The organism is Amycolatopsis sp. NPDC005961 (assembly GCF_040629235.1).
Lineage (GTDB): Bacteria > Actinomycetota > Actinomycetes > Mycobacteriales > Pseudonocardiaceae > Amycolatopsis > Amycolatopsis camponoti.
In genome coordinates this window covers 32,944-57,877 of record NZ_JBEXVF010000023.1, presented here as the reverse complement: position 1 = coordinate 57,877, position 24,934 = coordinate 32,944, and the positions used below count along the sequence as shown (strand labels likewise).

General features: G+C 72.0%; 21 protein-coding genes. 15 read left to right on the top strand and 6 right to left on the bottom strand.

What is annotated here, in order from left to right; all coding sequences use genetic code 11:
* The first annotated feature begins 33 nt into the window (after positions 1–33).
* From ABZ342_RS21915 to ABZ342_RS21900, 4 genes are all read left to right on the top strand, one after another.
* Positions 34–1,287: a hypothetical protein gene (locus ABZ342_RS21915; RefSeq protein ID WP_360475864.1), complete on the top strand. Its 1,254-nt coding sequence runs from the start codon at positions 34–36 to the stop codon at positions 1,285–1,287.
* A 59-nt stretch (positions 1,288–1,346) separates the two neighbouring features.
* Entirely contained in the window at positions 1,347–1,967 is a 621-nt protein-coding gene (locus ABZ342_RS21910; protein ID WP_360475861.1) for a DUF998 domain-containing protein, read from the top strand.
* Positions 1,968–2,095: 128 nt separating this feature from the next.
* Positions 2,096–3,286 carry a thiolase family protein gene (locus ABZ342_RS21905; protein ID WP_155544355.1) on the top strand — a complete coding sequence of 397 codons (1,191 nt, stop codon included), beginning with the start codon at positions 2,096–2,098 and terminating at the stop codon, positions 3,284–3,286.
* On the top strand, positions 3,286–5,397 hold the full coding sequence (locus ABZ342_RS21900; RefSeq protein ID WP_360475858.1) for a 3-hydroxyacyl-CoA dehydrogenase NAD-binding domain-containing protein: 2,112 nt from the start codon (positions 3,286–3,288) through the stop codon (positions 5,395–5,397). Before ABZ342_RS21905 ends, ABZ342_RS21900 begins: the two co-directional genes overlap by 1 nt.
* Here the strand turns inward: ABZ342_RS21900 and ABZ342_RS21895 are convergent.
* Positions 5,394–5,822: a hypothetical protein gene (locus tag ABZ342_RS21895; protein WP_230862406.1), complete on the bottom strand. Its 429-nt coding sequence runs from the start codon at positions 5,820–5,822 to the stop codon at positions 5,394–5,396. The two genes, ABZ342_RS21900 and ABZ342_RS21895, sit on opposite strands and share 4 nt — an antisense overlap.
* Before the next feature lie 69 nt (positions 5,823–5,891).
* Between ABZ342_RS21895 and ABZ342_RS21890 the strand changes: the two genes are divergently transcribed.
* A complete protein-coding gene (locus tag ABZ342_RS21890; protein WP_360475855.1) occupies positions 5,892–7,424 on the top strand; it encodes a twin-arginine translocation signal domain-containing protein in 1,533 nt (510 codons plus the stop codon).
* 29 nt (positions 7,425–7,453) lie between these two features.
* Complete coding sequence (locus ABZ342_RS21885; RefSeq protein ID WP_360475852.1) at positions 7,454–8,485, top strand: alpha/beta hydrolase; 1,032 nt, start codon at positions 7,454–7,456, stop codon at positions 8,483–8,485.
* Positions 8,486–8,742: 257 nt separating this feature from the next.
* On the opposite strand, the gene ABZ342_RS21880 is transcribed toward ABZ342_RS21885, so the two are convergent.
* The 3 genes from ABZ342_RS21880 to ABZ342_RS21870 are packed head-to-tail and all read right to left on the bottom strand — an operon-like array spanning position 8,743 to position 12,082.
* On the bottom strand, positions 8,743–9,867 hold the full coding sequence (locus tag ABZ342_RS21880; protein WP_155542300.1) for a HAMP domain-containing sensor histidine kinase: 1,125 nt from the start codon (positions 9,865–9,867) through the stop codon (positions 8,743–8,745).
* Positions 9,864–10,541 (bottom strand): response regulator transcription factor, encoded by a 678-nt coding sequence (locus tag ABZ342_RS21875; protein WP_196425264.1) that lies wholly within the window; start codon positions 10,539–10,541, stop codon positions 9,864–9,866. The genes ABZ342_RS21880 and ABZ342_RS21875 overlap by 4 nt, the downstream gene beginning before the upstream one ends.
* Before the next feature lie 35 nt (positions 10,542–10,576).
* Positions 10,577–12,082, bottom strand: a complete 1,506-nt coding sequence (locus ABZ342_RS21870) for a PucR family transcriptional regulator (RefSeq protein WP_360475848.1) — start codon at positions 12,080–12,082, stop codon at positions 10,577–10,579.
* 98 nt (positions 12,083–12,180) lie between these two features.
* On the opposite strand from ABZ342_RS21870, the gene ABZ342_RS21865 reads away from it, so the two are divergent.
* From ABZ342_RS21865 to ABZ342_RS21845, 5 genes are read left to right on the top strand one after another with little or no spacing between them, the layout of a single operon-like run.
* Entirely contained in the window at positions 12,181–13,626 is a 1,446-nt protein-coding gene (locus tag ABZ342_RS21865) for a sodium:solute symporter (RefSeq protein ID WP_360475845.1), read from the top strand.
* Entirely contained in the window at positions 13,619–14,563 is a 945-nt protein-coding gene (gene speB, locus ABZ342_RS21860; RefSeq protein ID WP_360475842.1) for an agmatinase, read from the top strand. Before ABZ342_RS21865 ends, speB begins: the two co-directional genes overlap by 8 nt.
* Positions 14,560–16,203, top strand: a complete 1,644-nt coding sequence (locus ABZ342_RS21855) for a thiamine pyrophosphate-binding protein (RefSeq protein ID WP_360475839.1) — start codon at positions 14,560–14,562, stop codon at positions 16,201–16,203. The genes speB and ABZ342_RS21855 overlap by 4 nt, the downstream gene beginning before the upstream one ends.
* Positions 16,200–17,558 carry an aminobutyraldehyde dehydrogenase gene (locus ABZ342_RS21850; RefSeq protein ID WP_360475836.1) on the top strand — a complete coding sequence of 453 codons (1,359 nt, stop codon included), beginning with the start codon at positions 16,200–16,202 and terminating at the stop codon, positions 17,556–17,558. Before ABZ342_RS21855 ends, ABZ342_RS21850 begins: the two co-directional genes overlap by 4 nt.
* On the top strand, positions 17,555–19,006 hold the full coding sequence (locus ABZ342_RS21845) for a cytosine permease (protein WP_360475833.1): 1,452 nt from the start codon (positions 17,555–17,557) through the stop codon (positions 19,004–19,006). The genes ABZ342_RS21850 and ABZ342_RS21845 overlap by 4 nt, the downstream gene beginning before the upstream one ends.
* Before the next feature lie 197 nt (positions 19,007–19,203).
* Here ABZ342_RS21845 and dxs read toward each other — a convergent pair whose 3' ends face one another.
* Positions 19,204–21,117, bottom strand: coding sequence for a 1-deoxy-D-xylulose-5-phosphate synthase (gene dxs / locus ABZ342_RS21840; RefSeq protein ID WP_360475830.1), 1,914 nt, complete (start codon positions 21,115–21,117; stop codon positions 19,204–19,206).
* A 184-nt stretch (positions 21,118–21,301) separates the two neighbouring features.
* Here dxs and ABZ342_RS21835 point away from each other — a divergent pair, with 184 nt between their 5' ends.
* The 4 genes from ABZ342_RS21835 to ABZ342_RS21820 all read left to right on the top strand — a co-directional run bounded on the left by ABZ342_RS21835 (position 21,302) and on the right by ABZ342_RS21820 (position 24,377).
* On the top strand, positions 21,302–22,771 hold the full coding sequence (locus tag ABZ342_RS21835) for an aldehyde dehydrogenase family protein (RefSeq protein ID WP_360475827.1): 1,470 nt from the start codon (positions 21,302–21,304) through the stop codon (positions 22,769–22,771).
* 108 nt (positions 22,772–22,879) lie between these two features.
* Entirely contained in the window at positions 22,880–23,317 is a 438-nt protein-coding gene (locus ABZ342_RS21830; protein WP_155542291.1) for a hypothetical protein, read from the top strand.
* Positions 23,318–23,433: 116 nt separating this feature from the next.
* Positions 23,434–23,922 carry a MarR family winged helix-turn-helix transcriptional regulator gene (locus ABZ342_RS21825; RefSeq protein ID WP_360475824.1) on the top strand — a complete coding sequence of 163 codons (489 nt, stop codon included), beginning with the start codon at positions 23,434–23,436 and terminating at the stop codon, positions 23,920–23,922.
* A gap of 2 nt (positions 23,923–23,924) precedes the next feature.
* Positions 23,925–24,377 carry a hypothetical protein gene (locus ABZ342_RS21820; RefSeq protein WP_360475821.1) on the top strand — a complete coding sequence of 151 codons (453 nt, stop codon included), beginning with the start codon at positions 23,925–23,927 and terminating at the stop codon, positions 24,375–24,377.
* Here the strand turns inward: ABZ342_RS21820 and ABZ342_RS21815 are convergent.
* A complete protein-coding gene (locus tag ABZ342_RS21815; protein ID WP_360475818.1) occupies positions 24,374–24,934 on the bottom strand; it encodes a TIGR03086 family metal-binding protein in 561 nt (186 codons plus the stop codon). The genes ABZ342_RS21820 and ABZ342_RS21815 overlap by 4 nt on opposite strands.

Sequence of the window (24,934 nt, the reverse complement as noted above, 5' to 3'; positions counted from 1 at the left end):
GCGGACCGATCACGCGGCCCGCACACTGAAAGCGTGAACACCCTGCCTTGCGGCCATCCGGGCCGCATCGGCACCTTGCGCCTTTGCCCGCACCTGGCTGTCGAAGAACCTCCGCCGTCCACGCGTCACCTGACCGGCGTGGGCACGCGGTACGACCTGATCTGCGGGCTCTGCACCCCGGCCGCGCTGGTCGAAGTCTGCGAGAGCTGCGCGGATCGGGCCGACCAGGAGAGCTTCCCCGCGGGCTGGCAGGGCGAGCCCGAAACCCTGCTGCGGGACGGGGAACTCGGCGGACGCTGGTCGACGCGCCCCTGCCCGGTGCGGCCGGTGAACGACGGCTGCCTGGCGCCGATGCCCGGCGGCTGGCTCGCCCTCACCGAAGAAGGCTTCGTCCGGATCGACGAAGACGACCAGTGGCTCCTCGGGCCGGTCGAGCTGCCCGCGGAAACCTACGAAGACATCCGGGACATCCCGGACCGCCCCCGCCGCGGCCTGCACACTTCGCGGGACGGCCGGTACGCGGCGGTCGTCTCGGACTACGGCCAGTTCGCCACGGTCGTCGACCTGCGCGAGTGGCTCACCGTGCTCGACCTCGACCGGGACTGGAACGACAACGAGCTCACCCGGTTCCCCTTGGCCTTCCTCGGCGAAGGCGACGCGACCAGGGTCGTCGCGGGGACGGACTGGAACCGGCTCGACGTGTTCGCGCTGCCCGGCGGAGAGCTGCTGACCGACCGCGAAACCGCGGCGCCGGACCGCGGCGAAAAGGCTCCTGAGCACTACCTCGACTACTTCCAGGGCGCGCTCCACGTGAGCCCGTCCGAACGGTCGCTGGTCGTGGACGGCTGGGCTTGGCACCCGGTCGGCATGCCGACGGTCGTCGACGTCGAAGCGTGGCTGGGCGGCGACATCCACGCGGCCGAGCGGGGGCGGACCATCACCCCCGGCCGCGACGACTGGGATCAGCCGATCGCGTGGCTCGACGACACCACGGTCGCCGTCCAGCGCATGGGGGTCTCCTCGGACGAGATGCTCGACGGCGTCGAGCTGTACGACGCGGGAACCGGCCGCCGGACCGGGATGTTCGCGGGTCCGACGGGACCGATGTGGGGCCACCGCGGCCTGCTCCACGTCGCCGCCGAAGCCGGCTTCGAGGTCTGGGACCCGGCCGCCGGCGCGCGGATCGGGTTCGCCGAAGGCTTCCGCCCGACCGCGCACGACCCCGCGACCGGCGCGTTCGCCGAACTCCGTAACGATCAGCTGAGGATCTGGGCCGCCGTCGGATAACGACGCTCGTTCCGGGGCGGGAAACCGCCGATGACCTCGGTGAGACCCCGGAGGCGGCCATGACCACCACTACCCAGACCCCCCTCGTCCACTCCTACCTCTACCTGCGGCGCGCGATCGGGCTCATCGGCCTGGCGCTGCCGATCGTCCTGATCGTGGGCAAGCAGGTCGTCCAGGGCGGCGATCTCATCGGGTCGCTCAGCGGCTACTACTACAGCGACCTCGGGAACGTCTTCGTCGGCGCGATGTGCGCCGTGGGTGTGTTCCTGCTCGCGTACTACGGCCACGACTTCATCGACAACGTCGCGAGCACGGTGGCGGGCCTCGGCGCGATCGGGCTGGCGCTGTTCCCGACGACCCCGGACCGGGACGTCTCGTCGTGGGACCGCACTTCCGGCGTGCTGCACCTCGTGTTCGCGGCGGTGTTCTTCCTGATGCTGGCGTACTTCTGCCTGCGCCTGTTCCCGCACGACGGCGAACAGCCGCCTGGCACCGGGGTCGTCTACCGCGTGTGCGGCGTGGTGATCCTCGCCGCGCTGGTGCTCATCGCGCTGACGAGCTGGCTGCGTCTCGTCCCGGAATGGCACCCCGCGCTGTGGCTGGAGAGCGCCGCGGTGTGGGCGTTCGGCGTCGCCTGGCTCGTGAAGGGGCAGACGTTGACGCCCAAGAGTGTGCCGTAGCCCACTCGACCGGGCCACAGCACTGGTTACCGACGGGTAACAAGGGCTATCGTGCGGCTATCACCGTCTACCTCCATGGAGCATTCGTGGCCGCACCAGCAACGCCGCTCGCGCCGACCGCGCGGGGCGTGCGCACCGTCGCCTTCGTCGAGGGGGTACGGACCCCCTTCGGCAAGGCCGGCGACAAGGGCATCTACGCCGGGACCCGCGCCGACGACCTCGTTGTCAACGCCATCCGTGAGCTGCTGCGGCGGCACCCCGAACTGCCGCCCGAGCGCGTCGACGAGGTGGCCATCGCGGCCACCACGCAGATCGGCGACCAGGGCCTGACCATCGGCCGCACCGCCGCGCTGCTCGCCGGCCTGCCGAAGTCGGTTCCCGGCTTCGCCATCGACCGCATGTGCGCCGGCGCGATGACCGCCGTCACGACCGCCGCGTCCGGCATCGGCTTCGGCGCCTACGACATCGCCATCGCCGGCGGCGTCGAGCACATGGGCCGCCACCCGATGGGTGAAGGCGTCGACCCGAACCCGCGGATCATCGCCGACAAGCTCGTCGACCCGACCGCGCTCGTCATGGGCCAGACCGCCGAGAACCTGCACGACCGGTTCCCGGCGATCACCAAGCAGCGCACCGACGCCTACGCCGCGCGCAGCCAGGAGCGCTACGCCGAGGCCGTCAAGACCGGCAAGATCGGCCCCGAGCTGGTTCCCGTCGCCACCCGCTCGAAGGAGCTGGGCTGGGGCCTGGCCACCGAGGACGAGCCGCCGCGTCCGGGCACCACGCTGGAAACGCTCGCCGGGCTGAAGACGCCGTTCCGCCCGCACGGCCGGATCACCGCGGGCAACGCGGCCGGCCTCAACGACGGCGCGACCGCGTCGCTGCTGGCCGACGAGGAGACCGCCCGCGAGCTGGGCCTGCCGGTCGCGATGCGGCTGGTCGGCTACTCCTTCGCCGGTGTCGAGCCGGAGGTCATGGGCATCGGCCCGGTGCCGGCCACCGAGAAGCTGTTCAAGCGCACTGGCCTGTCCATCGACGACATCGGCCTGTTCGAGATCAACGAGGCCTTCGCCGTGCAGGTGCTGGCCTTCCTCGACCACTTCGGCATCGACGACGAAGACCCGCGCGTCAACCAGTGGGGCGGCGCGATCGCGTGCGGCCACCCGCTGGCGTCGTCCGGTGTCCGGCTCATGACGCAGCTGGCGCGCCAGTTCGCCGAGCGGCCCGACGTCCGGTACGGCATGACGACGATGTGCATCGGCATCGGCATGGGTGGCACCGTGATCTGGGAGAACCCGGCGTTCGAGGGGGCGAAGTAATGACTTTCACCGCTGAAGAAGCGAAGGCCGCGTTCCCGGACGAGGTCGTCACCAACGCCGTGACGCGGCTGGTCAAGGTGCCGGGGCTCGAGAAGCCGGTCGCCCTGATCACGCTCGACAACGGCCACGACCACACCCGGCCGAACACCTTCGGCCCGCAGGGGCTCGTCTCCCTGAACGCCGCGCTGGACAAGGCCTTCGAGGCCGAGCCGGCCGCGATCGCCGTCACGGGCAAGCCGTTCATCTTCGCCGTCGGCGCGGACCTCTCCGGCGTCGAGTCCGTCAGCGACCCGGAGCTGGCGCGCGAGATCGCCCAGACCGGCCACGACGTCTTCCGCCGCCTCACCGAGACGAAGATCCCGACCTTCGGGTTCATCAACGGCGCGGTCATGGGCGGCGGCCTGGAGCTGGCGCTGTCCTGCCACTACCGGACGCTCTCGGAGAACACCGCCGCGATCGCGTTCCCCGAGGTCTTCCTCGGCCTGTTCCCGGGCTGGGGCGGCACGCAGCTGCTGCCGAACCTCATCGGGCCGGACGCCGCCGTCACGGTGATCATCGAGAACGCCCTGGCGCAGAACAAGATGCTCAACGTCAAGCAGACGGCGGAGCTCGGCATCGTCGACGCGGTCTTCGGGTCCGCCGACTACCTCGAGCAGTCGCTGCTGTGGCTGGCGAAGGTGGTGAACGGCGAGATCACCCCGGAGCGCCGGGAGATCAACCGCGGCTCCGAGTGGGACGCCGCGATCGCCCGCGCCAAGTCCCTTGTGGACGGACGCACGCACGGCGCCTCGCCGGGCGCCACCAAGGCCGTCGAGCTGCTGGAGCTGGCCCGCGAGAACGATCTGGACCGCGGGTACGCGGCCGAGACCGACGGCCTGGCCGAGCTGCTCATGTCCGACGTCCTGCGCGCCGGGCTGTACTCGTTCAACCTGGTCAACAAGCGCGCCAAGCGCCCGGCCGGCGCGCCGGACAAGAACCTGGCGCGCAAGGTGAACAAGGTCGGCATCGTCGGCGCCGGCCTGATGGCCAGCCAGCTCGCCCTGCTGTTCGTGCGCCGCCTGAAGGTGCCGGTCGTGCTGACCGACGTCGACCAGGAGCGCGTCGACAAGGGCGTCGGGTACGTCCACGCCGAGATCGACAAGCTCCTGGCCAAGAAGCGCGTCTCCCCCGACGGCGCCAACCGGCTCAAGGCGCTGGTCTCCGGCTCGCTCGACAAGGCCGCGTTCTCCGACGCCGACTTCGTCATCGAAGCCGTCTTCGAGGAGCTGGGCGTCAAGCAGCAGGTGTTCGCCGAGCTGGAGCAGCACGTCTCCCCCGAGGCGATCCTGGCGACGAACACCTCGTCGCTGTCGATCACCGCGATGGCGTCGAAGCTGCAGCACCCCGAGCGCGTGGTCGGCTTCCACTTCTTCAACCCGGTGGCCGTGCTGCCGCTGCTGGAGATCGTCCGCGGCGAGCGGACCGACGACGCCTCGCTCGCGACGGCGTTCTCGGTCGGCAAGCAGCTCAAGAAGTCCAGCGTGCTGGTGAAGGACGCGTCGGCGTTCGTCGTCAACCGGCTCCTGCTGCGCTTCCTGGGCGAGGTGCTGGTGGCCGTCGACGAGGGCACGCCGTTCGAGGTCGCCGACGGCGCGCTCGAGCCGCTCGGCCTGCCGATGTCGCCGCTGACGCTGATGCAGCTCGTCGGCCCGGCCATCGCGCTGCACGTCGGCGAGACGCTGCACGAGGCGTTCCCGGACCGCTTCACCGTGTCCGACAACCTCGCCAAGTTCGTCAAGGCGGGCAAGAAGGGCGTCTGGGTCTGGGACGACAAGGGCAACCAGTCGCCCGACCCCGAGGTCGTCGAGCTGTGGACGCAGGGAGACTCTCCGTCCACTTCGGAGCAGGTGCGCGACCGGGCGCTGTCCGCCATCGCCGAGGAGATCCGGATCATGCTCGACGAGGGCGTGGTCGCCGAGGCGCAGGACATCGACCTGTGCCTGATCCTCGGGGCCGGCTGGCCGTTCTGGAACGGCGGCATCACGCCGTACCTGGACCGCTCCGGCGTGTCCGAGCGCGTGAACGGCAAGCCGTTCCTCGCCCCGGGCGTCGCCTCGGTCCCGGCGCGCTAGTACTCGCCCTCACGAGGGCACTTCGGCGGCGGCGCGGTGAGTTTCAGCTGCGCCGCCGTCGTGTCGGAGTCGATGACCGTCACCCGCTCGGCCTCGCGGAAGCGGGCGTGCAGCTCCTGCGCCCAGGTCTTCAGGTCGGTGCCGGGGACGGCGAGCAGGGAGAGGGACGGCGGGTCGACGAACACCCGCCGCGCCTTCGGGTCGGCGCGGACGGACGGCACCGCCGCCCGCATTTCGGCGTCGGCGGGGAAGACCACGATGACCGCCGCGCACAGCGTGTGGCCGGCCAGCGGTGCCGGGTTCGTGTCCACCGGCAGGTCCGGTGGGCGCTTCAGGGCCGCGACGCCGAAGGCCAGCCCCACTCCCGCGGCCAAGGCGAGCGCGACGGCCGGGGCGACCACGCGGACCAGGGGCTTCTCCTCCACGCCCAAGATCACAGCACACGTTGGCCGCCGGGACACCGCCCGTTCACCCCGGCGGCTTAGCGTCCCGCCGTGACCACCGACAGACGCCGGTTCCTCAAGGGTGCCGGGCTCGCGGCCGCCGCCGCGGGCATCCCCCTCCCCGATCTCGACGCCGACGTCGACCTGAGCCGGCTGTGCGGCCGCTACCAGTGGCTGGTCGGCGACCACCACACGCACAGCCAGTACTCCTACGACGCGATGTACCGGATCGACCAGATCGCCCGGGGCGGGCGGGCGCACGGCGCCGACTGGATCGTCTTCACCGACCACGGCCACGCCGAGCACGAGAAGGTGTCGGTCGAGCCGACCGAAGCGGACTTCCTCGCGGCCCGGCGGAAGTACCCGGACCTGCTGCTCTGGCACGGCATGGAATGGAACGTCCCGGGCGCCGAGCACGCGACGGTGTTCTTCCAGGCCGGTGCGGAGCAGGCGGCCAAGCTGCGCGAGTTCGAGCGGACCTTCGACTGGCGGCTGACGAACTCCGAGGCGTCGAGCCCGGCGAACGAGGCACTGGCGCTGAGGGCGTTGCGCTGGCTGGCCGCGGAAGAACGCGCGAAGCGGATCCACGCTCCGGTCGTGCTGATCAACCACCCGCTGCGCAACGGCCGCGTCGCCCCGCACGAGCTGCGCGCCTACCGCGACGCGGCTCCGGACATCGTGATCGGCATGGAAGGCGCACCCGGCGCGCAGGCGGACGGCTTCCCGAAACCGCTCGGCAACGGCGGCGCGCGCGGCGGTTACGCCAACAGCCCCGGCCCGAACTCCTGGCCGGGCTTCCCGGCCGAGGCGTACCGGACGTACGGCGGCTGGGACTGGGCGACGGCGAAGGTCGGCGGCCTCTGGGACTCGATGCTCGCCGAGGGCAAGCCGTGGTGGATCACCACGAACTCCGACTCGCACTACAACCGCGGCGACACGCTCGTGCGGCCCCAGGTCGCCGACGGCTGGTACGACACGCACGGGAAGTTCCCGGACCCGGTCGACACCGGCTCGCCGCAGCTGCTCGCGCCGTACGCGGACTTCTACCCCGGGGAGTTCAGCCGCACGTACGTCGGCGTGACGCGGCGAAGCCTCGAAGGCGTCCTGGAAGGCCTGCGGGCCGGGCGGATCTGGCTGACGCACGGCGGGCTGGCGCAGGACCTGCGGGTCGGCGCCCACGGCGGGGGTTCCTCGGCGACGCTCGGTGGCCGCCTGCGGGTGCGCCGCGGTTCGGACGTCACGCTGGTGATTTCGGCGCGGCTCGCGTCGCGGCCGAACGGCGGCGGCTCGGTGCCGCGGCTGGCGCGCCTCGACGTCGTCGCGGGGCCGGTCACCGGCCCGGTGGCCGATCCCGACACGATGACGGCGCCGGGTACCCGGGTCGTCGAGTCGTTCGAGCCGCGGTGGGCGCCCGGGCGGCAGGTGGTCTTCCGGCACACCTTCTGGAACGTGCGCTCGCCGTTTTACGCGCGGGTGCGCGGGACGAACCGGGACACCGAGCCCACACCGGACGTTATCGGGCAGGCGAACCCGTTCGAGGACTTGTGGTTGTACGCGAATCCGATATTCGTGGACGTGTGCTGAACAGGAGAGTGCTGCTCGTACGAGCGGTCATGGCCGGGTTGCGATGGCTGCTGAGCCTGCCTTCGCCGGTGCTGCGCGTCATCGCGGGCCGTCCGGTGGTGGTGGAGGGACGGCAGCCGGTGCCCACCGCCCGCGTGCTGATGCGGGTGTCGCGCCTGGCGCCGTTCGACGCGCCGCACCAGAACGGGAGCCTCGCGCGGGCCCGCACCGAGCTGAACCTGGCGGGTGCGCTCGCCGGTGCCGGGATCTGCCGCGGCGTCCGGACCCGCGACGCTTCGTGGCCCGGGCCCGGCGGGCCGCTGCCGCTGCGGCTCTACGAACCGGCCGGCGTCCCGGCGCGCGGCCCGGCGATCGTGTACTTCCACGGCGGCGGGTTCGTGCTCGGCAGCCTGGACACGCACGAGGGCGCGTGCCGGCTGCTGGCCGAGGAGGCCGGCGTGCGGGTGGTGTCGATCGGCTACCGGCTGGCGCCGGAGGACCCGTTCCCGGCGGCGGCTTCGGACGCGGTGGCGGCTTTCGCTTTCGTCCACGCGCAGGCGGCCGGCTTCGGCGTCGATCCTTCGCGGCTCGCGGTGGGCGGCGACAGCAGCGGCGGCAACCTGGCGGCGGTGGTGGCCCACGCGGCGGCCCGCGGCGAGCTGCCGAAGCCGGCGTTCAGCCTGCTGCTGACCCCGGCGACGGACGCGCTCGGCGAGTCGGCGTCCCACCGGCAGTTCGGCTCGGGTTTCCGGCTCGACCGGGACGAATGGGCCTGGTACCGCGACCAGTACGTGCGCGACCCGGCGCGGTACACGGACCCGCGGGCGTCCGTGCTCTACGACGACGCCCTCGACGGTCTCCCGCCGACGTACGTGGCGACGTGCGGCTTCGACCTGCTCCGCGACGAAGGCGAGGCCTACGCGGCCCGGCTGGCCGCCGCGGGAGTCCCGCTGGTGCACCGACGTCACGAAGGACAGCTACACGGCTTCGCGAACCGAGTCGGCATAGACCCGGACGCCCGAGCGGCCATGGTCCACGCGGCCGGAGTCCTCCGAGCCGGCCTCGCCCTGGCCCGCCCGTGATCCGAGGGGAATCTCGCGTGATCAGAAGGGCATCACGCGTGATCAGAGGGTCGACACGCGTGATCAGAGGGTCGACACGCGTGATTGAAGGGACGACACGGCAAAGCCCGCCCGGCCCCTCGTGTCGACCCCCCAATCACGCGTGTCGACCCTTCAATCACGCGTGATGCCTCCTCAATCACGCGTGATGCCTGTTCAATCACGCGTGATGCCTGTTCAATCACGGGTGATGCCCGCTCAGTCACGGGTGATGCCGGTCAGCGCACCGGGAGGTGGACCGTGACGCCGAGGCCGCCGCCCACGATCGGTTCCGCCGCCACGCTTCCGCCGTGGGCCGCGACCGCCGCGCGGACGATCGACAAGCCCAGGCCCGCGCCGTGGCGGGCCGTGCGGGCCACGCCCGCCCGGCGGAACGGTTCGAACAGCTCCGGCACCGCCGCCGGGTCGACCAGCCCACCCGACGAGCGCACCCGCAGCACCGACCACTGCGGGCCGGGCTGCGTCACGACCTCCAGCCAGCCGCCTTCGACGTTGTGGCGGACGGCGTTCTCCAGCAGGTTGCCCGCGATCCGCTCCAGCAGCGCCGGGTCGCCGAACGCCGGCGCCGGCACCACCGCGAACGTCGCCCGGATCCCGCGTTTCTCGGCTTCGAGACGCGCCGCGCGCCACGCCCGGTCGACGACGTTCGCCAAGTCGACCGGCTCGCGGACACCGAGCCCGGCGCCGTCGGTGCGGGCCAGCAGCAGCAGCGAGTTCACCAGCTGACCGGCACGCTCGGTCGCGTCGCGGACCACCCCGCCCATCCGGCGCAGCTCGGCCACGTCGGCGTCGTCGTCGGCGAGGGTGACGTCGAGCTCCGTGCGGATGACCGACAACGGCGTCCGCAGCTCGTGGCTCGCGTTCGCGACGAAGTGCCGCTGCGCGTCGAACGCGGACTGGAGCCGGTCGAGCATGTCGTCGAACGTGCCGGCCAGCTCGGCCAGCTCGTCGCGCGAGCGCACCTCGCCGATCCGCTCCCCCAGCGACTCGACCGACAGCCGCCGCGCGGTGCCGGTGATCTCGCGCAGCGGCAGCAGCACCCGCGAGGTGAACGTCCAGGCGAGGATCGCCGCGGCCGCGACCACCAGCAGGAACGCCAGCGACCCGAACAGCAGCATCCGGTTGCGGGCGTGCACGCGCAGGTGCTCGGCGAGCGTCGACGCGTCGACCTGGACGCCGTCCACGACGACCACGCTGCCCGGCGGCATCTGCGGGACGTTGTCGAGCGAGTCGCGGACCAGCGTCCAGGCCAGCCAGAGCAGCAGCAGGCTGACGGCGGCGACCAGCACGGTCGCCAGCAGGGTGATCCGGGCGCGGAGGCTGCGGGTGCCCGGCAGGTTCACGCGCGCGGCGAGCCGGGCTCCGGCACCCGGTAGCCGGAGCCGACGACGGTCTCGATGATCCCCGGCTCGCCGAGCTTCTTGCGCAGCGTCATGACGGTGACCCGGACGGTCGTGGTGAACGGGTCGGCGTTTTCGTCCCACACGCGCTCGAGCAGCTCCTCGCTGCTGACGACCGAACCGGCGGCCGAGAGCAGGACCTCGAGGACGCCGAACTCCTTGCGCGTCAGCTCGACCGGCCCGCTCGCGCGCCGGACCGTCCGCTTGGCCGGGTCCAGCTCGACGTCCCCGGCGGTGAGCAGCGGCGGCGCGGCCGGCGTGGCGCGCCGGCCCAGCGCCCGCACCCGGGCGACCAGCTCGGGGAAGGCGAACGGCTTCGCGAGGTAGTCGTCGGCACCGAGCGACAGCCCGTCGACGCGGTCGGACACCGAACTGCTCGCCGTCAGCATCAGCACCCGGGTCAGCTCCCCGGACGCGACGATCTCCCGGCACAGCTCGTCGCCGGACATCCCGGGCAGGTCCCGGTCCAGCAACACGACGTCGTACCGCGTGACGGCGGCCTTTTCATGCCCGTCGTCACCGGTGAGGGCGACGTCCACGGCCATGCCTTCCCGGCGCAGCCCGCGAGCGATCGCGTCGGCCAGGGGTTCTTCGTCCTCGACTACCAAAACTCGCACGAGACCACAATTCCATATTTTCCTGAGAGTGCCCTTTAAGGACTGTGTGTGACCGGTGAGAGCCAGCGCAGCGCGAACCACAGCCGCATCCGGACCTCCGGGTCGGCCAGATCCACCCCCAAGGCGCGCTCTACCTGGGCGATCCGGTGCCGGACGCTGTTGCGGTGCACCCCCAGCTCGGCCGCCGTCGGTTCCCAGGCGCCGTGGTGGGCGAGCCACGTCCGCAGCGTCAGCACCAGTGACCGGTCCCCCGCGTGATCCAGCGCCACCAACGGCTCCAGGGCCTTCGAAGCGAACCCCCGGGAAGCGTCCGGAGCCACCAAAGCGTCGAAATCCAGCGGCGAATCCCCCGCCACCACCGGGCGCCCCAGGGACCGAGCGCGTGCGAGCAGCAAGTCGACTTCGCCCTCGGACAGCCTGCCCGCCGGCGCCGGTGAGCCCACCGCCGCCAGCCAGCCGTGGGCGCGCAGGTCCTCCAGCACCGCGAGCGGCGGTGCGGACCCCGCGATCGCCACGAACCGGCCGGGCAGCACGGAGACCAGCGGGGTGTCCAGCCGCGCCCGGAGCCAGTCCGGGCGCCGGGCCACCTCGTCCGGACCGCGCCGGTGGGCCGCCCCGGCGACCAGCCGGACGACCTCGGACCCCAGCAACGACCCGGCCGCGTCCCCGGGGGCCACCCGGCCGAGCAGCAGCCCGGTGGCCGCCGCGCCCAGCTCGGCCGCGTCTGAGCCCGCGCGGCCGACCAGGCCCAGCAGGGCCGCGCCGACCGCGAGGATCGCCCGCTCGGCGCCGTCGAGCCGCCGGGGCCGGCCGACGACCACCAGGTGCGACGCCGTGGCCTGCGGGTACACCGGCTGGACGACGACGAAGCCGCCTTCGGCCTCGGTGGTCGCGCTCCGGATCCCGCTGCCCGCCCGCACGGTCGCCATCAGCTCCCGCACCGCCGCCGGCAGCGGCATGGGCGCCTCGTGCGCGGAGGCCAGCACGTCCCCGGCGCCGACCAGGGCCACCCAGGACCGCAGCGCCACCGCCAACGCCGACGTCAGCTCGCCGAGCCCGCCGCCCGCGGCGCGCGTGAGCGTCTCGCGCGCCGCGGTGATCCGCCGCTGTTCTCGCTGGCCGGCCTCGGTCAACGCCACCGAGACCGCCCGGTTGACCGCCAGGAACGGCGTGCGCGACGGCACCACCAGCAGCGGCAGCCCGCGTCGCGCGCACGCCCGGCGCAGGGGCTCCGGCAGCGTCTCGTGGACCGTCGGGGTGAGCCCGAACCCCAGCGCCGTGACGCCGGCGTCGCGCAGCCCGCGCACGTACCGGTCGATCTGCTCCGGCAGGTTGACCCCGGCGGTGAGGATCAGCTCGCCGCCCAGCAGGTAGGGCGCGGGATCCTGCAGCTCGCTCACGTGCGCCCAGCGCACCGGGGCGTCCAGCGCGCCCGGCCGCAGGGTTTCGGGGACGACGTCGAGCGCGAGCTCCCGGTTGCCGACCACGTCCCGTAACGGGACATTCACCTCCGTGGACAGTGAATCCGTGATCTGGGTCATTTCATCCCTACCGATGTCGACTTGAGGATCAATCGTCCCATGCCGGGAGGGTGGCGGGCGAATTTACGGTGGCCCGAAACCAACGTGAGGAGGACGCCGTGACCGGGGACTACGTGGTCATCGCCCTGTACATCGCGGGCATGCTCGGGGTCGGCTGGTACGGCCTCCGGCTCGCCAAGACGAAGTCCGACTACCTCGTCGCCGGACGGCGGCTGGGCTGGTTCATGTACTCCGGCACGATGTCGGCCGTCGTCCTCGGCGGCGCTTCCACCGTCGGCGGCGTGAAGCTCGGCTACACCTACGGCATCTCCGGCATGTGGCTGGTCGTCAGCATCGGGGTCGGCATCCTCGTGCTGCACGCGCTGTTCGCGCGGCGGCTGGTGCGGCTGAAGGTCTACACCGTCGGCGAAATGCTCGACCTGCGCTACGGCGGCCGCACCAGCGCGGTGTCCGGCGTCGTCATGTGGGGCTACACCCTGATGCTCACGGTCACCTCGACGCTGGCGTTCGCGACCATCTTCAAGGTGCTTTTCGACCTGCCGAACTGGGCGGGCATCGCGATCGGCGGCTCGATCGTGGTCCTCTACTCGGTCCTCGGCGGCATGTGGTCGATCACGCTCACCGACATCGCCCAGTTCGTCATCAAGACCATCGGCATCCTGGCGATCCTGCTGCCGGTGGCGATCTCTTCCGCGGGCGGCTTCGAAGGCATGAGCGAAAAGCTCGACGCGAGCTTCTTCAGCTTCACCTCGATCGGCACCGACACGATCATCACCTACTTCGTCATCTACACCTTCGGCCTGCTGATCGGCCAGGACATCTGGCAGCGCGTGTTCACCGCCCGCACCCCGGCGATCGCGACCTCCGGCGGCATCACCTCCGGCGTCTACTGCCTGGTCTACGGCCTGGCCGGCGCCCTCATCGGCACCGCGGCCCACACGCTGTACCCGGATCTGGCGAGCGCGCAGGACGCCTTCGCGACGATCGTCGAACGCCTGCTGCCCACCGGGGTCCGCGGGCTGGTGCTGGCCGCCGCGCTCTCGGCGATGATGTCGACCGCGAGCGGCGCGCTGATCGCCTGCTCCACCACCACGACGTCGGACCTGCTCACCAAGGTGGGCCTCAAGAAGGGCGGCGAGGTCAGCCGCAACCGGATCGCCACGCTCGTGCTCGGGCTGCTCGCGATCGGCATCGCGATGATCGTCGACGACGTCGTCGACGCCCTCACGATCGCCTACGACATCCTGGTCGGCGGCCTGCTCGTCGCGATCGTCGGCGCGCTGTTCTGGAAGCGCGGCACGCGGCAGGGCGCGTACGCGTCGATGATCGCCGGCACAGTGTCCGTGGTGGCCTTCATGATCATCGACGGCGTCGACGCCAACACCCCGATCTACTGGGGTCTCGGCGCGAGCCTGATCGTGTACCTGGTGGTCAGCTTCGCCACACCCCGCACCGCCGACTCGATCCTTTCCACCTGGACCCGCCGCCTCAGTGGCGAAGACACGTCCGTCCCGACCCGTGAACAGGAGCCCAGCAGTGCCTAACATCGGACCCCTCGACTCGTCTCGCGTTCCCCGGTTCGCCGGTTTCGCGACCTTCGCGCGGCTGCCGCGGATCGACCAGGTCGAGCACGCCGACGTCGCGGTCGTCGGGGTCCCGTTCGACTCCGGCGTGTCCTACCGGCCCGGCGCGCGGTTCGGCCCGGCGGCCGTCCGCGAGGCGAGCCGGCTGCTGCGGCCGTACCACCCGGAGCTGGACGTCTCGCCGTTCGAGGAGCGGCAGGTCGTGGACGCGGGCGACATCGCGGTCAACCCGTTCAACATCGGTGAGGCGATCGAGACGCTGCAGCAGGAAGCCGAAGCGCTGCAAGCGAACGGGACGCGGCTGGTGACGGTGGGCGGCGACCACACCATCGCCCTCCCGCTGCTGCGGGCCGCCGCGAAGCAGCACGGACCCGTGGCGCTACTGCACTTCGACGCGCACCTCGACACGTGGGACACCTACTTCGGCGAGCCGTACACCCACGGCACGCCGTTCCGGCGCGCGTCGGAGGAAGGCATCCTCGACACGAGCGCGCTGTCGCACGTCGGCACGCGCGGGCCGCTGTACGGCAAGCGCGACCTCGAGGAGGACCGGCGGCTCGGGTTCGGCATCGTCACCTCCGGCGACGTCCTGCGCCGCGGGGTCGCCGAGACCGTCGACGCGCTGCGGCAGCGCATCGGCGACCGGCCGCTCTACATCTCGGTCGACATCGACGTGCTCGACCCGGCCCACGCCCCCGGCACCGGCACGCCCGAGGCCGGCGGGATGACCAGCCGTGAACTGCTGGAAATCCTGCGCGGACTGCGCGATCTCAACCTGATCGGGGCCGACGTGGTCGAGCTGGCCCCGGCCTACGATCACGCCGAGATCACCGCCATCGCGGCTTCCCACGTCGCCTACGACCTGGTGAGCCTGCTGAGCCTCGGGAAGGGCGCATGACGCGCATCGGCGGCGACGTCGTCGTCGAAACCCTCCGCGCGCTGGGCGCCGACACCGTGTTCGGCCTGCCGGGCCAGCACGCGCTGGGCCTGTTCGAAGCGTTGCGACGCGCCGACGACGTGCGCGTGCTCAGCGGACGCGTCGAGAACAACCTCGCGTTCGCCGCCGACGGGTACGCCCGCGCGCGGCTCGCGACGGACCCCGACGGCCCGGTGCCGGTGACGCCGCTGATCGTCTCGACCGGCCCGGGCGCGCTGCTGACGCTCGCTTCCCTGCAGGAGTCCCGCGCCGCGTCGGTGCCGGTGCTCGGGATCTCCAGCCAGATCCCGGTCGCCGGGCTCGGCGGCGGACGGCACGGCTACCTGCACGAGCTGCCGGACCAGCGGGCGAGCTTCCGGGACGTCGTGAAGTCGGTGCACGTCGTGCGCCGCGCGAGCCAGATCCCTTCCGCGTTGCGGGAAGCGTGGACGTCGGCCGCGACCGCGCCGTACGGCCCGGTGTGGGTCGAGATCCCGCAGGACGTCCTGCTCGGCCCGGCCGGGGTCCCGCCGATCACGTCGGTGTCGGCCACTCCCCCGCCGCTGGAACCCTTGCCGGAGCTGGTCACCGCGGCCGCCGATCTGCTGGCCGCGGCGGCGAATCCGGTGATCCTGGCGGGCGGCGGCGCGCTGCGGTCCGGCGCGCACGCCGAGCTGACCGCCCTGGCCGAGGCGTTGCGCGCGCCGGTGATCTCGACGTTCGGCGGCAAGGGCGTCTTCGGCTGGGACCACGAGCTGTCCGGGCGGTCGTGGATGGAGGACTGGCACACCACGGAGTTCCTCGCCGCCGCGGACGTCCTGCTCGTGCTCGGCTCCGGCCTCGGCGAGCTGTCCAGCAACTACCGCGAGTTCGCCCCGCGCGGCCGCGTGATCCAGGTCGAGGCCGACCTGGGCAAGCTGGAGTCGAACTACCCGGGCCTCGGCATCCACGCCGACGTCAAGCTCACGCTGCAGGCGCTGCTGGAGTGGGTGCCGATGCGGCCTTCCGACGGACGGGCGGAGGCCGCCGTCTCTTCGCTGGTGGCGTCGGTGGAGTCGCGATTGGACGGTCAGGACCTGGCCGTCGAGCGCAAGCTGATCGACGACATCCGCGCGGCGCTGCCGGAGGGCACCCAGACGTTCTGGGACATGACGATCGCCGCGTACTGGGCCTGGTCGGCGTGGAACCCCGAGGGCGCGCCGATCCACACCGCGCAGGGCGCGGGCGGGCTGGGCTACGGCCTGCCGGGCGCGCTCGGGGGCGCGGCGGCCGGGGGCCCGACGCTCGCCGTGTCGGGCGACGGCGGCGCGATGTACGGCGTCGCCGAGCTGGCCACCGCCGTGCAGCACGGCCTCGACGTCACGTGGCTGGTCGTCGACGACGGCGGCTACGGCGTCCTGCGCGAGTACCTGACCGGCGCCTTCGGCCACACGACGGCCACCGAGCTGGCCCGCCCCGACTTCGTGGCCCTGGCCGAGTCGTTCGGAGTGCCGGCCACGCTGTCCTCCTCGGACTCCGTCGGCGCGGACCTGGCGAAGGCGTTGCGCACGCCCGGGCCGTCGGTGGTCGTCCTCCCCGCCCTGCTGAAGCTGTTCGCGCCGACCCACCTGGAGCAGGCATGACCCGCACGCTCGACCTGACCGACCCGGCGACCGGCGAGGTGTTCGGCACCAGCGCCGTCGCTTCCGAGTCCGATGTGGACAGTGCGCTGGCGGCCGCCGCGCAAGCGTTTGCGGTGTGGCGGCGCAGCACGCCCGCGCAGCGCCAGCTCGCACTGCTGAAGATCGCCGACGCGGTGGAGGCGCGCGCTTCCGAGTTCGCCGACCTCGAGGTGCGCGAGACGGGCAAGATCCGGTCCGTCGTGCTGGAAGAGGAGATCCCGGAGTGCGTGAGCGCGCTGCGGTTCTTCGCCGGCGCCGCGCGGCACCTGGAGGGCACGGCCGCCGGGGAGTACGCGCCGGGCCACACGTCGGTGATCCGCCGCGAGCCGGTGGGCGTCTGCGCGCAGATCGCGCCGTGGAACTACCCGCTGATGATGGCGGTCTGGAAGATCGCGCCGGCGCTGGCCGCGGGCAACACCGTGGTGCTCAAGCCGGCCGAGACGACCCCGTCGACGGCCGTGCTGCTGGCCCGGGTAGCCGCGGAGTTCCTGCCTTCGGGGGCCTTCACGGTCCTGACCGGCGACCGCGACACCGGCCGCGCGCTGGTCAAGCACCCGATCACGGCGCTGGTCTCGATCACCGGGTCGACGCGGGCGGGCATCGACGTCGCCACCGTCGCGGCCGCCGACCTCAAGCGCACCCACCTGGAGCTGGGTGGAAACGCGCCGTTGCTGGTGTTCCCCGACGTCGACCTCGCCGCGACGGCGGAGGGCATCGTGGGCGCCGCGTTCTACAACGCCGGGCAGGACTGCACCGCGGGCAGCCGGGTGCTGGTGCACGAGTCGATCCATGACGAGTTCGTCGCTTCGCTGGCGAAAACCGCCGCGGAGCAGACGCCGGGCGTCGACTACGGGCCGCTCAACAGCGCGGCGCAGTTCTCGCGCGTCGAGGGCCTGATCTCGCGGCTGCCATCGCACGCGCGGATCGAAACCGGCGGGACGCGGTTCGGCTCGAAGGGATTCTACTACGCCCCCACCGTGGTCTCGGGGCTGCGCCAGGACGACGAGATCGTCCAGGAGGAGATCTTCGGGCCGGTCATCACCGTCCAGTCCTTTTCGGACGAAGCATCGGGCGTGGCGCTGGCCAACGGCGTGCCGTACGGGCTGGCGTCGTCGGTCTGGACGAACGACCTCGGCGTCGCCGCGCGGGTGTCGGCCGAGCTGGACTTCGGGTGCGTGTGGGTCAACACGCACGGCCCGCTGGTCGCCGAGATGCCGCACGGCGGGTTCGGTCACTCCGGCCACGGCAAGGACCTCTCGTCGTACGCGTTCGCCGAGTACACCCGCGTCAAGCACGTCATGACGAGGTTCGCATGAGCGACAAGATCACCGAGGTCGAGCAGCACGGCATCGCGCCGATCCCGCCGGAGGAGCAGACGTCGCGCCCGCGTGACCTGTTCCGGATGGCGTTCGGCGGCGCGAACACGTTCGCCACGATCATCCTGGGCACACTGCCGATCGCGTACGGCCTGAGCTTCCGCGACGCGGCGCTGGCGACCGCGCTCGGCGTCGTCGTGGGCGGGCTGGTGCTGGCGCCGATGGCGCTGTTCGGGCCCCGCACGCGGACCAACAACGCGGTGTCGTCCGGCGCGCACTTCGGCGTGGTCGGCCGGTGCGTCGGGTCGTTCCTGTCGCTGCTGACGGCGATCACGTTCTTCGCGATCTCGGTCTGGGTGAGCGGCGACGCGGTGGCCGGCGCGGCACAGCGGCTCTTCGGCTTCGACGGCGGCGCGGTGCTGCGCGCGGTGGCGTACGGCGTGATCGCGATCGCGACGCTCGTCGTCTGCATCTACGGCTACCGGTTCATGCTGCTGGTCAACCGGGTGGCGGTGGTCCTGGGCACGGCGATCATGCTGCTGGGCGTGCTGGCGTACGGCGGCTCGTTCGACCCGGGGTACGCGGGCACGGGGACGTACGCGCTGGGCACGTTCTGGCCGACGTTCACCTTGGCGGCCCTGACGGCCCTGGCCAACCCGATCTCGTTCGGCGCGTTCCTCGGCGACTGGGCCCGCTACATCCCTTCCTCTTTCAGCAAACGTTCCTTGCTGGCGGCGCCGTTCCTGGCGCAGGTGGCGACGCTGCTGCCGTTCGGCTTCGGCATCGCGACGGCGACGCTGGTGGCGGACCCGGCCGACTACATCACGGGGCTGACGGCGGTTTCCCCGCTGTGGTACGCGATCCCGCTGATCGTGGTCGCCCTGATCGGCGGCCTGTCGACGGGAACGACGTCGTTGTACGGGACCGGGCTGGACTTCAGCTCGATCTTCCCGCGCCTGTCCCGGGTCCGGGCGACGCTGCTGATCGGAACGTTGAGCGTGGCGTTCATCTTCATCGGCAACTTCGCACTGGACATGGTGTCGAGCATCAACGCGTTCGCGACGCTGATCGTGCTGTGCACCTCGCCGTGGATGGTGATCATGATGATCGGCTTCGTCCAGCGCCGAGGTTTCTACGACGTGGCGGACCTGCAGGTGTTCAACGAGGGCCGCAAGGGCGGCCGCTACTGGTTCGCCCGAGGGGTGAACTGGCGCGCGATGGCGGCCTGGATCCCGGCGACGACGCTCGGGTTGCTGTGCGCGAACACACCGATGATCGCCGGGCCCCTGCGAGACATCGCGGGCGGCGTGGACGTCAGCCTGCTGGTGACGTTGGTGACCGCCGCGGTGGCGTACCCGGTACTGGTGAAGCTGTTCCCGGAGCCACCGGAGGTGTTCGCCTCAGCCCCCACCACCCAGCTGCCGGAAGCCCTCCCCGCAGAGGCCTGAGCCGGTGGTCATCCCGTCGCCTGAGGCCCCCAAAATCGCTTTGAGCCAGGCCCGCAACCCACGAACAAAGGCGAGAAGACAGCCCAAGCTTGCGGGCCTGGCTCAAAGTGATAGGCCTCGATCAGGCGAGGGGATGACCACCCGGCGACGCGAGGTCATCCCAGAGCCTGCCCGTCCGGCGAGGACATCTTTTTACCTCAACTGCGATTAGCATCCTTACGCGCAGGCTCCGAGGAAGCCCCAAGCCGCCCCGAAGCCCACTCGGTCACCCGCCGAGCCACATCCTGAGCCGTCAACCCGATACGCCCCAGGACCTCATCCCGGCTACCCAAGTCGTGGAACACCTGCGGCACCGCCAAATCCCTCAACGGCACATCACATTCGGCGTCCCGGAACACAGCCGCCAACGCCGACCCGAAGCCACCATGACGGCCACTGTCCTCGACGGTCACGACGAGCTTGTGCTGCGACGCCAGCGCCACCAGCTCGGCCGGCACCGGCAGCACCCAGCGCGGGTCCACCACGGTCACCCCGATGCCCTGGTCGGCGAGCCGATCGGCGGCCGCCAGCCCCAAAGCGGCAAACGGACCGACCGTCACGAGCAGGACGTCAGCACCTTCGACCGGGCGGCGCAGCACGTCGACCGTGCCCATCCGCTCGACCGCCGGAACATCCGTACCGACCTTGCCCTTGGAGAACCGCAACGCGGTCGGCCCATCGGACACGGCCACAGCCTCACGCAGCTCCTCGCGCAGCGTCGCCGGGTCACGCGGAGCGGCCACCCGCATCCCCGGCACCATGCCGAGCAACGACAGGTCCCACATCCCATGGTGGCTGGGCCCGTCCGGCCCCGTGATCCCGGCCCGGTCCAGCACCAGCGTCACCGGCAGCCGGTGCAGCGCGACATCCATCAACACCTGGTCGAACGCGCGGTTCAGGAACGTCGAATAGATCGCGACCACCGGGTGCTGCCCGCCCATCGCCAGCCCCGCCGCCGACGTCACGGCGTGCTGCTCGGCGATCCCGACGTCGTACCAGCGATCGGGGAACGCCTCGGCGAACTTGTCGAGACCGGTCGAGCGCAGCATCGCCGCCGTGATCGCGACGACGTCCTCGCGCTCGGCACCGATCTTCGCCAATTCGTCGCCGAACACGCCGGTCCAGCTCGGGCCCTTCACCGGCGGCAGGCCGGTCTCCGGGTCGATCGGGTCGGTCTGGTGCATCTGGTCGTGCTCGTGGTTGACCGCGGGCGCGTAGCCGTGGCCCTTTTCGGTCACCACGTGCACGATCACCGCTCCGCCAAAGCTGCGCGCGCTCTGGAACGCCTTCTCCAGCGCGGCGAGGTCGTGGCCGTCGACCGGGCCGAGGTACTTCAGGCCCAGGTCGGAGAACATCGCCTGCGGGCTCAGCGCGTCCTTCAGGCCGGCCTTCGCGGCGTGCAGCGCGGCGTAGATCGGCCGGCCGACGACCGGGGTGTGCTTGAGGAGCTCACGGCCGCCGTCGAGCAGCCGCTCGTAGCCGGGCTGCAGGCGCAGCGCCGCGAGGTGGTCGGCCAGGCCGCCGATGGTCGGCGAGTAGGAGCGGCCGTTGTCGTTGATGACGATGACGACCGGGCGCTCGCGGTGCGCGGCGATGTTGTTGAGCGCCTCCCAGCACATGCCGCCGGTGAGCGCGCCGTCGCCGACGACGGCGACCGCGTGCCGCTCGCCGCCGTCCAGGGCGAAAGCCTTCGCCAGGCCGTCCACATAGGACAGCGCGGACGAGGCGTGGCTGCTTTCGACCCAGTCGTGGTCACTCTCCGCGCGTGACGGGTAACCGGTGACGCCGCCGGTCTGACGCAGCCGGTCGAAGCCTTCCGCGCGGCCGGTGACGATCTTGTGCACGTAGGCCTGGTGCCCCACGTCCCAGACGATCGCGTCGCGCGGCGAGTCGAACACGCGGTGCAACGCGATGGTCAGCTCGACGACGCCGAGGTTCGGCCCCAGGTGCCCGCCGGCGCGGCGGACCTTGTCGACGAGGAAGTCCCGGATCTCGGCGGACAGTTCGCCGAGGTCCTCGACACTCATGCGCTTCAGGTCCGCCGGTCCGTTGACGGACTCCAGCAACGTCACTCGTCTCCACCTCACTTGGTCGGCACGCCTCGCGTCCGGCCAGTCTACGGAGGATGGCCACCGCCCTTCCGCCCGCCGCGTCCGGCGTCACAGGCGGAGCGCGACCGCCCGTCATCTCCTGAGGTGAACCTCGTCTCCCCGTCGTGCTGTGGCGGTCACGCGGGGTGGCCACGAGAATGGGCGCATGGCGGACTTCTTCATCGGCGGCGAATGGGTGGACGCGGTCGGCGGCGGCCGGCGGGAGATCCGCTGCCCCGCCGACGGATCCCTGGTCGCGACGGTCGCCGAGGGCACGGCCGCGGACACCGAAGCCGCCATCGCGGCGGCTCGCCGGGCGTTCGACACCGGCCCGTGGCCCGGCACGCCCGCGCACCTGCGCGGCGACCTGCTGCTGCGCACCGCGGACCTGCTGGACCGCGACGCGGAGGCGTTCGCCCGCGCCGAGTCGCTCGACACCGGCAAGCGCCTGGTCGAGAGCCGCTACGACATGGCCGACATCGCCGCCTGCCTGCGCTACTTCGGCAAGCTCGCGGCGCAGGACGCGGGCCGCGTCGTCGACACCGGCAGCCCCGACGCGTTCAGCCGGATCGTCCACGAGCCGGTCGGCGTCTGCGGGCTGATCACGCCGTGGAACTACCCGCTGTTGCAGACCGTGTGGAAGATCGCACCGGCGCTGGCCGCGGGCAACACGTTCGTGCTCAAGCCCAGCGAGCTGACACCGCACACGTCGATCCTGTTCCTGAAGCTGCTCACCGAGGCGGGCCTGCCCGCGGGGGCGGGCAACCTGGTCCTGGGCGCCGGCGCGGAGGTGGGCGCACCGCTTTCCGCGCACCCGGACGTCGACCTCGTGTCGTTCACCGGCGGCCTGACGACCGGCCGCGTCATCGCCGCGTCGGCGGCCGCGACGGTCAAGAAAGTGGCCCTGGAGCTGGGCGGGAAGAACCCGAACGTGGTCTTCGCCGACGCCGACTTCGAGACTGCGGTCGACTACGCGCTGACGGCGGTGTTCCTGCATTCGGGCCAGGTGTGCTCGGCGGGCACGCGGCTGATCGTGCAGCGGGAGTGGCACGACGAGTTCGTCGCCGAGCTGGTGCGCCGAGCCGAGCGGATCCGCCTGGGCGGGCCGTTCGACGAGCGCGCCGAGACCGGGCCGCTGATCTCCGCGGCGCACCGGGCGAAGATCGAGGCGTACGTGGCGGCCGCGCTGGCCGAGGGCGCGGTGCTGCGCACCGGCGGCAAGCGGCCGGACGACCCCGCGTTGCAGGACGGCTTCTACTACCTGCCCACCATCCTCGACCAGGTGAAACAGGGTTCGTCGGCGGTCATCGACGAGTCGTTCGGGCCGGTGCTGACGGTCGAGACGTTCACCGACGAGGACGACGCGGTCCGCATCGCCAACGACACCCACTACGGCCTGGCCGGCGCGGTGTTCACGAACGACGCCTCGCGGGCGCAGCGGGTGGCCGGCCGGCTGCGACACGGGACGGTGTGGATCAACGACTTCCACCCGTACCTGCCCCAGGCCGAGTGGGGCGGCTACAAGCAGTCCGGGTTCGGCCGCGAGCTGGGCCCGACGGGGCTCGGCGAGTACACCGAGATCAAGCACATCTACCAGAACTTGAGGCCGGCGCCGCAGCACTGGTTCGCCGGCTGAGCCGGGTCCTTCGATCGGGATCCACCGAACGGCCCAGCACCGGAAACGTGCTCGGAAAGCCGTTTCCCGCGTTTTATGCTGCCTCCACCGCGACGCAGGGAGGCCGCAGTGGACGAGCAGCGACCGGGGAAGCGGCTCCGGGGCCCGCGCGCCGTGGCGGTGGGGGTCGCGGGCCTGGGGGTGATCGCGGGACTGACCCTGCGCACGGCGGACTACCCCGGGATGCTGCCGCCGGGAACGCCGGACCCGGAGCTGGACCTGGGATTGCGCCTGGTCTGCGCGGCGGCGGTGCTGATCGCGGGCACGCTGGCGTACCTGACGTTCGCCCGCCACCAGGACGAGCCGCTGGCGATGGCCTCCCTCCCGGGTCTGGTGGTGACGGGCGTGGTCCTGCGCCACCTGGTGGTGACGCTCCCGGGGGTGACACGCATCCAACCGGCGGCCCGGGTGGTGCCGGGCGCGGGGTCCTGGGTGCTGCTGGCGTCCGGGTTGGCGATGACGGCGGCCGGTTTGGCGGCGGCGTTCGCGGCGCGCCGGGCGGCGTGAACCCTGGCTCAAGCCCCAGCACACAGCCGACCCGCACCAGAGCAGGGTCTGAGCCGGATCGGCGGGCTCGCAGCCTGAACCAATCGGCGACGTGCGAACCCTGCTAAACTCGTTTCATGCCGCAACGAAATGAAGCTTCCGAGCTGGCGAGGGCCGTCATGGAGCTCATCGACCAGGGACACCGGCAGATCTCGCGGCGGATCGACCTCACCCGCGTGCGCGTACTCGGGCTCGTGTCCGCCCGCGGGCCGCTGCGGCCGCGGGACATCGCCGCGGAGCTCGGCCTCACCGCGTCCGCGACCAGCCGGCACCTCAGCGCGCTCGAGCGGGACGGCCGGGTCGGCGTCGAGGCGGATCCGGCCGACTCGCGCACCTTCCTCGTGCGGGTCGCCGCGGACGGGCAGGCCGAGATCGACGCCACCGTCGAAGCGGGCGCCGCGGTGTTCGCGCAGGTCGTCGCCGACTGGCCGGACGAGGACGTCGCCACCGCGCGGGTCCTGATCGGCCGCCTCAACGAGGCCTGGGCCCGGCGCCACGCCGCCTCGGACGGCGCCGCCTCACCGACCGGCCCGCGCTGGCAGCGGGCCCGCATGCAGGAGGACTGACCGTGGCCACGACCACCCGGACGAAGACCGTGCCGAAGCCCGTCCAGGCCGCCCGGGCGCTCCTGGCCCTCCTCGGCCTCAGCCACCTCGTCATCCCGGTCGTCCTGGGTTTGCGCGAGGACGCCCTGCGCGACCAGGTCGCCGCGCAGCACCCGGACTTCGGCGCCGCCGAAGTCGCGCGGTCGGCCGACGTCGCCGTGGTCTCCGGCGCCGTCTTCCACGGCCTGCTGCTCCTGCTCTGCCTCCTCCTGGTCGTCAAGCTGGCCTCGGGCCGGCCGTGGACGCGCCGGCTCACCACCGTCTCCCAACTGCTGTCCGTGGTCTTCGGCTTCTTCTCGTGGTCGTCGTCGCCGATGTTCCACGCCGTCATCCCGGTGGCCGCCGCGGCGCAGCTCGCCGTCGTCGTCCTGGTGTGGGCGCCCCGCTCGTCGAGGGACTTCTTCGCGAAGCGCTAGCCGTTCACCGCCTTCCGGCCCAGGAACGCCGCCAGCCGGTCGGCCGCCGTCGCTCCCGGAGGGGCCTCCGCCTCCGGCCCGAACGGCCCGCCCGGCGGCCGGGCCGCCGACCCGAACCGGGACCGCCACTGCGCCAGCGCCCCCTCCGCCAGGTCCGGCAGCAGGTCGGTCGACGCACCGGTCGCGTCCGCGAGGTCCCAGCCGTGGGCCAGGTACTCGTTCACGCGCATGTGAACCAGGAACACGCCCGGCACCTCACCCAGCGGGGTCGTCACCTGCCGCGAGAACAGCCCCGGCTCGGCCAGCACCGCCCGCGCCGCCGCGACCGACGCCACGAAGGCGGAGGCCGGCGAAGCGCCCAGGTAGTCGCCCTCCGGGGCCGGTGGGCCGGCGCCGGCCCAGAACGCCACTTTCGCGTTGCCGTGCGCGAGGTGGTTGACCACCGCGCGGACATCCCAGTCCGCGCACGCCGTCGGCAGGGTCCACTGGTCGCCACAGAGAGCGGTGACCAGGGAAGTCACCGTCGAGGCCGCGCGATCGAAGTCGTCGAGAGTCAT

Excerpts from the sequence above, each read along its gene's own strand:
- ABZ342_RS21910 (WP_360475861.1), top strand. The coding sequence starts at position 1,347 with ATGACCACCACTACCCAGACCCCCCTCGTCCACTCCTACCTCTACCTG.
- ABZ342_RS21900 (WP_360475858.1), top strand. The coding sequence starts at position 3,286 with ATGACTTTCACCGCTGAAGAAGCGAAGGCCGCGTTCCCGGACGAGGTC.
- ABZ342_RS21885 (WP_360475852.1), top strand. The coding sequence starts at position 7,454 with ATGGCCGGGTTGCGATGGCTGCTGAGCCTGCCTTCGCCGGTGCTGCGC.
- ABZ342_RS21870 (WP_360475848.1), bottom strand. The coding sequence starts at position 12,082 with ATGACCCAGATCACGGATTCACTGTCCACGGAGGTGAATGTCCCGTTA.
- ABZ342_RS21855 (WP_360475839.1), top strand. The coding sequence starts at position 14,560 with ATGACGCGCATCGGCGGCGACGTCGTCGTCGAAACCCTCCGCGCGCTG.
- ABZ342_RS21850 (WP_360475836.1), top strand. The coding sequence starts at position 16,200 with ATGACCCGCACGCTCGACCTGACCGACCCGGCGACCGGCGAGGTGTTC.
- ABZ342_RS21845 (WP_360475833.1), top strand. The coding sequence starts at position 17,555 with ATGAGCGACAAGATCACCGAGGTCGAGCAGCACGGCATCGCGCCGATC.
- ABZ342_RS21835 (WP_360475827.1), top strand. The coding sequence starts at position 21,302 with ATGGCGGACTTCTTCATCGGCGGCGAATGGGTGGACGCGGTCGGCGGC.
- ABZ342_RS21825 (WP_360475824.1), top strand. The coding sequence starts at position 23,434 with ATGCCGCAACGAAATGAAGCTTCCGAGCTGGCGAGGGCCGTCATGGAG.
- ABZ342_RS21815 (WP_360475818.1), bottom strand. The coding sequence starts at position 24,934 with ATGACTCTCGACGACTTCGATCGCGCGGCCTCGACGGTGACTTCCCTG.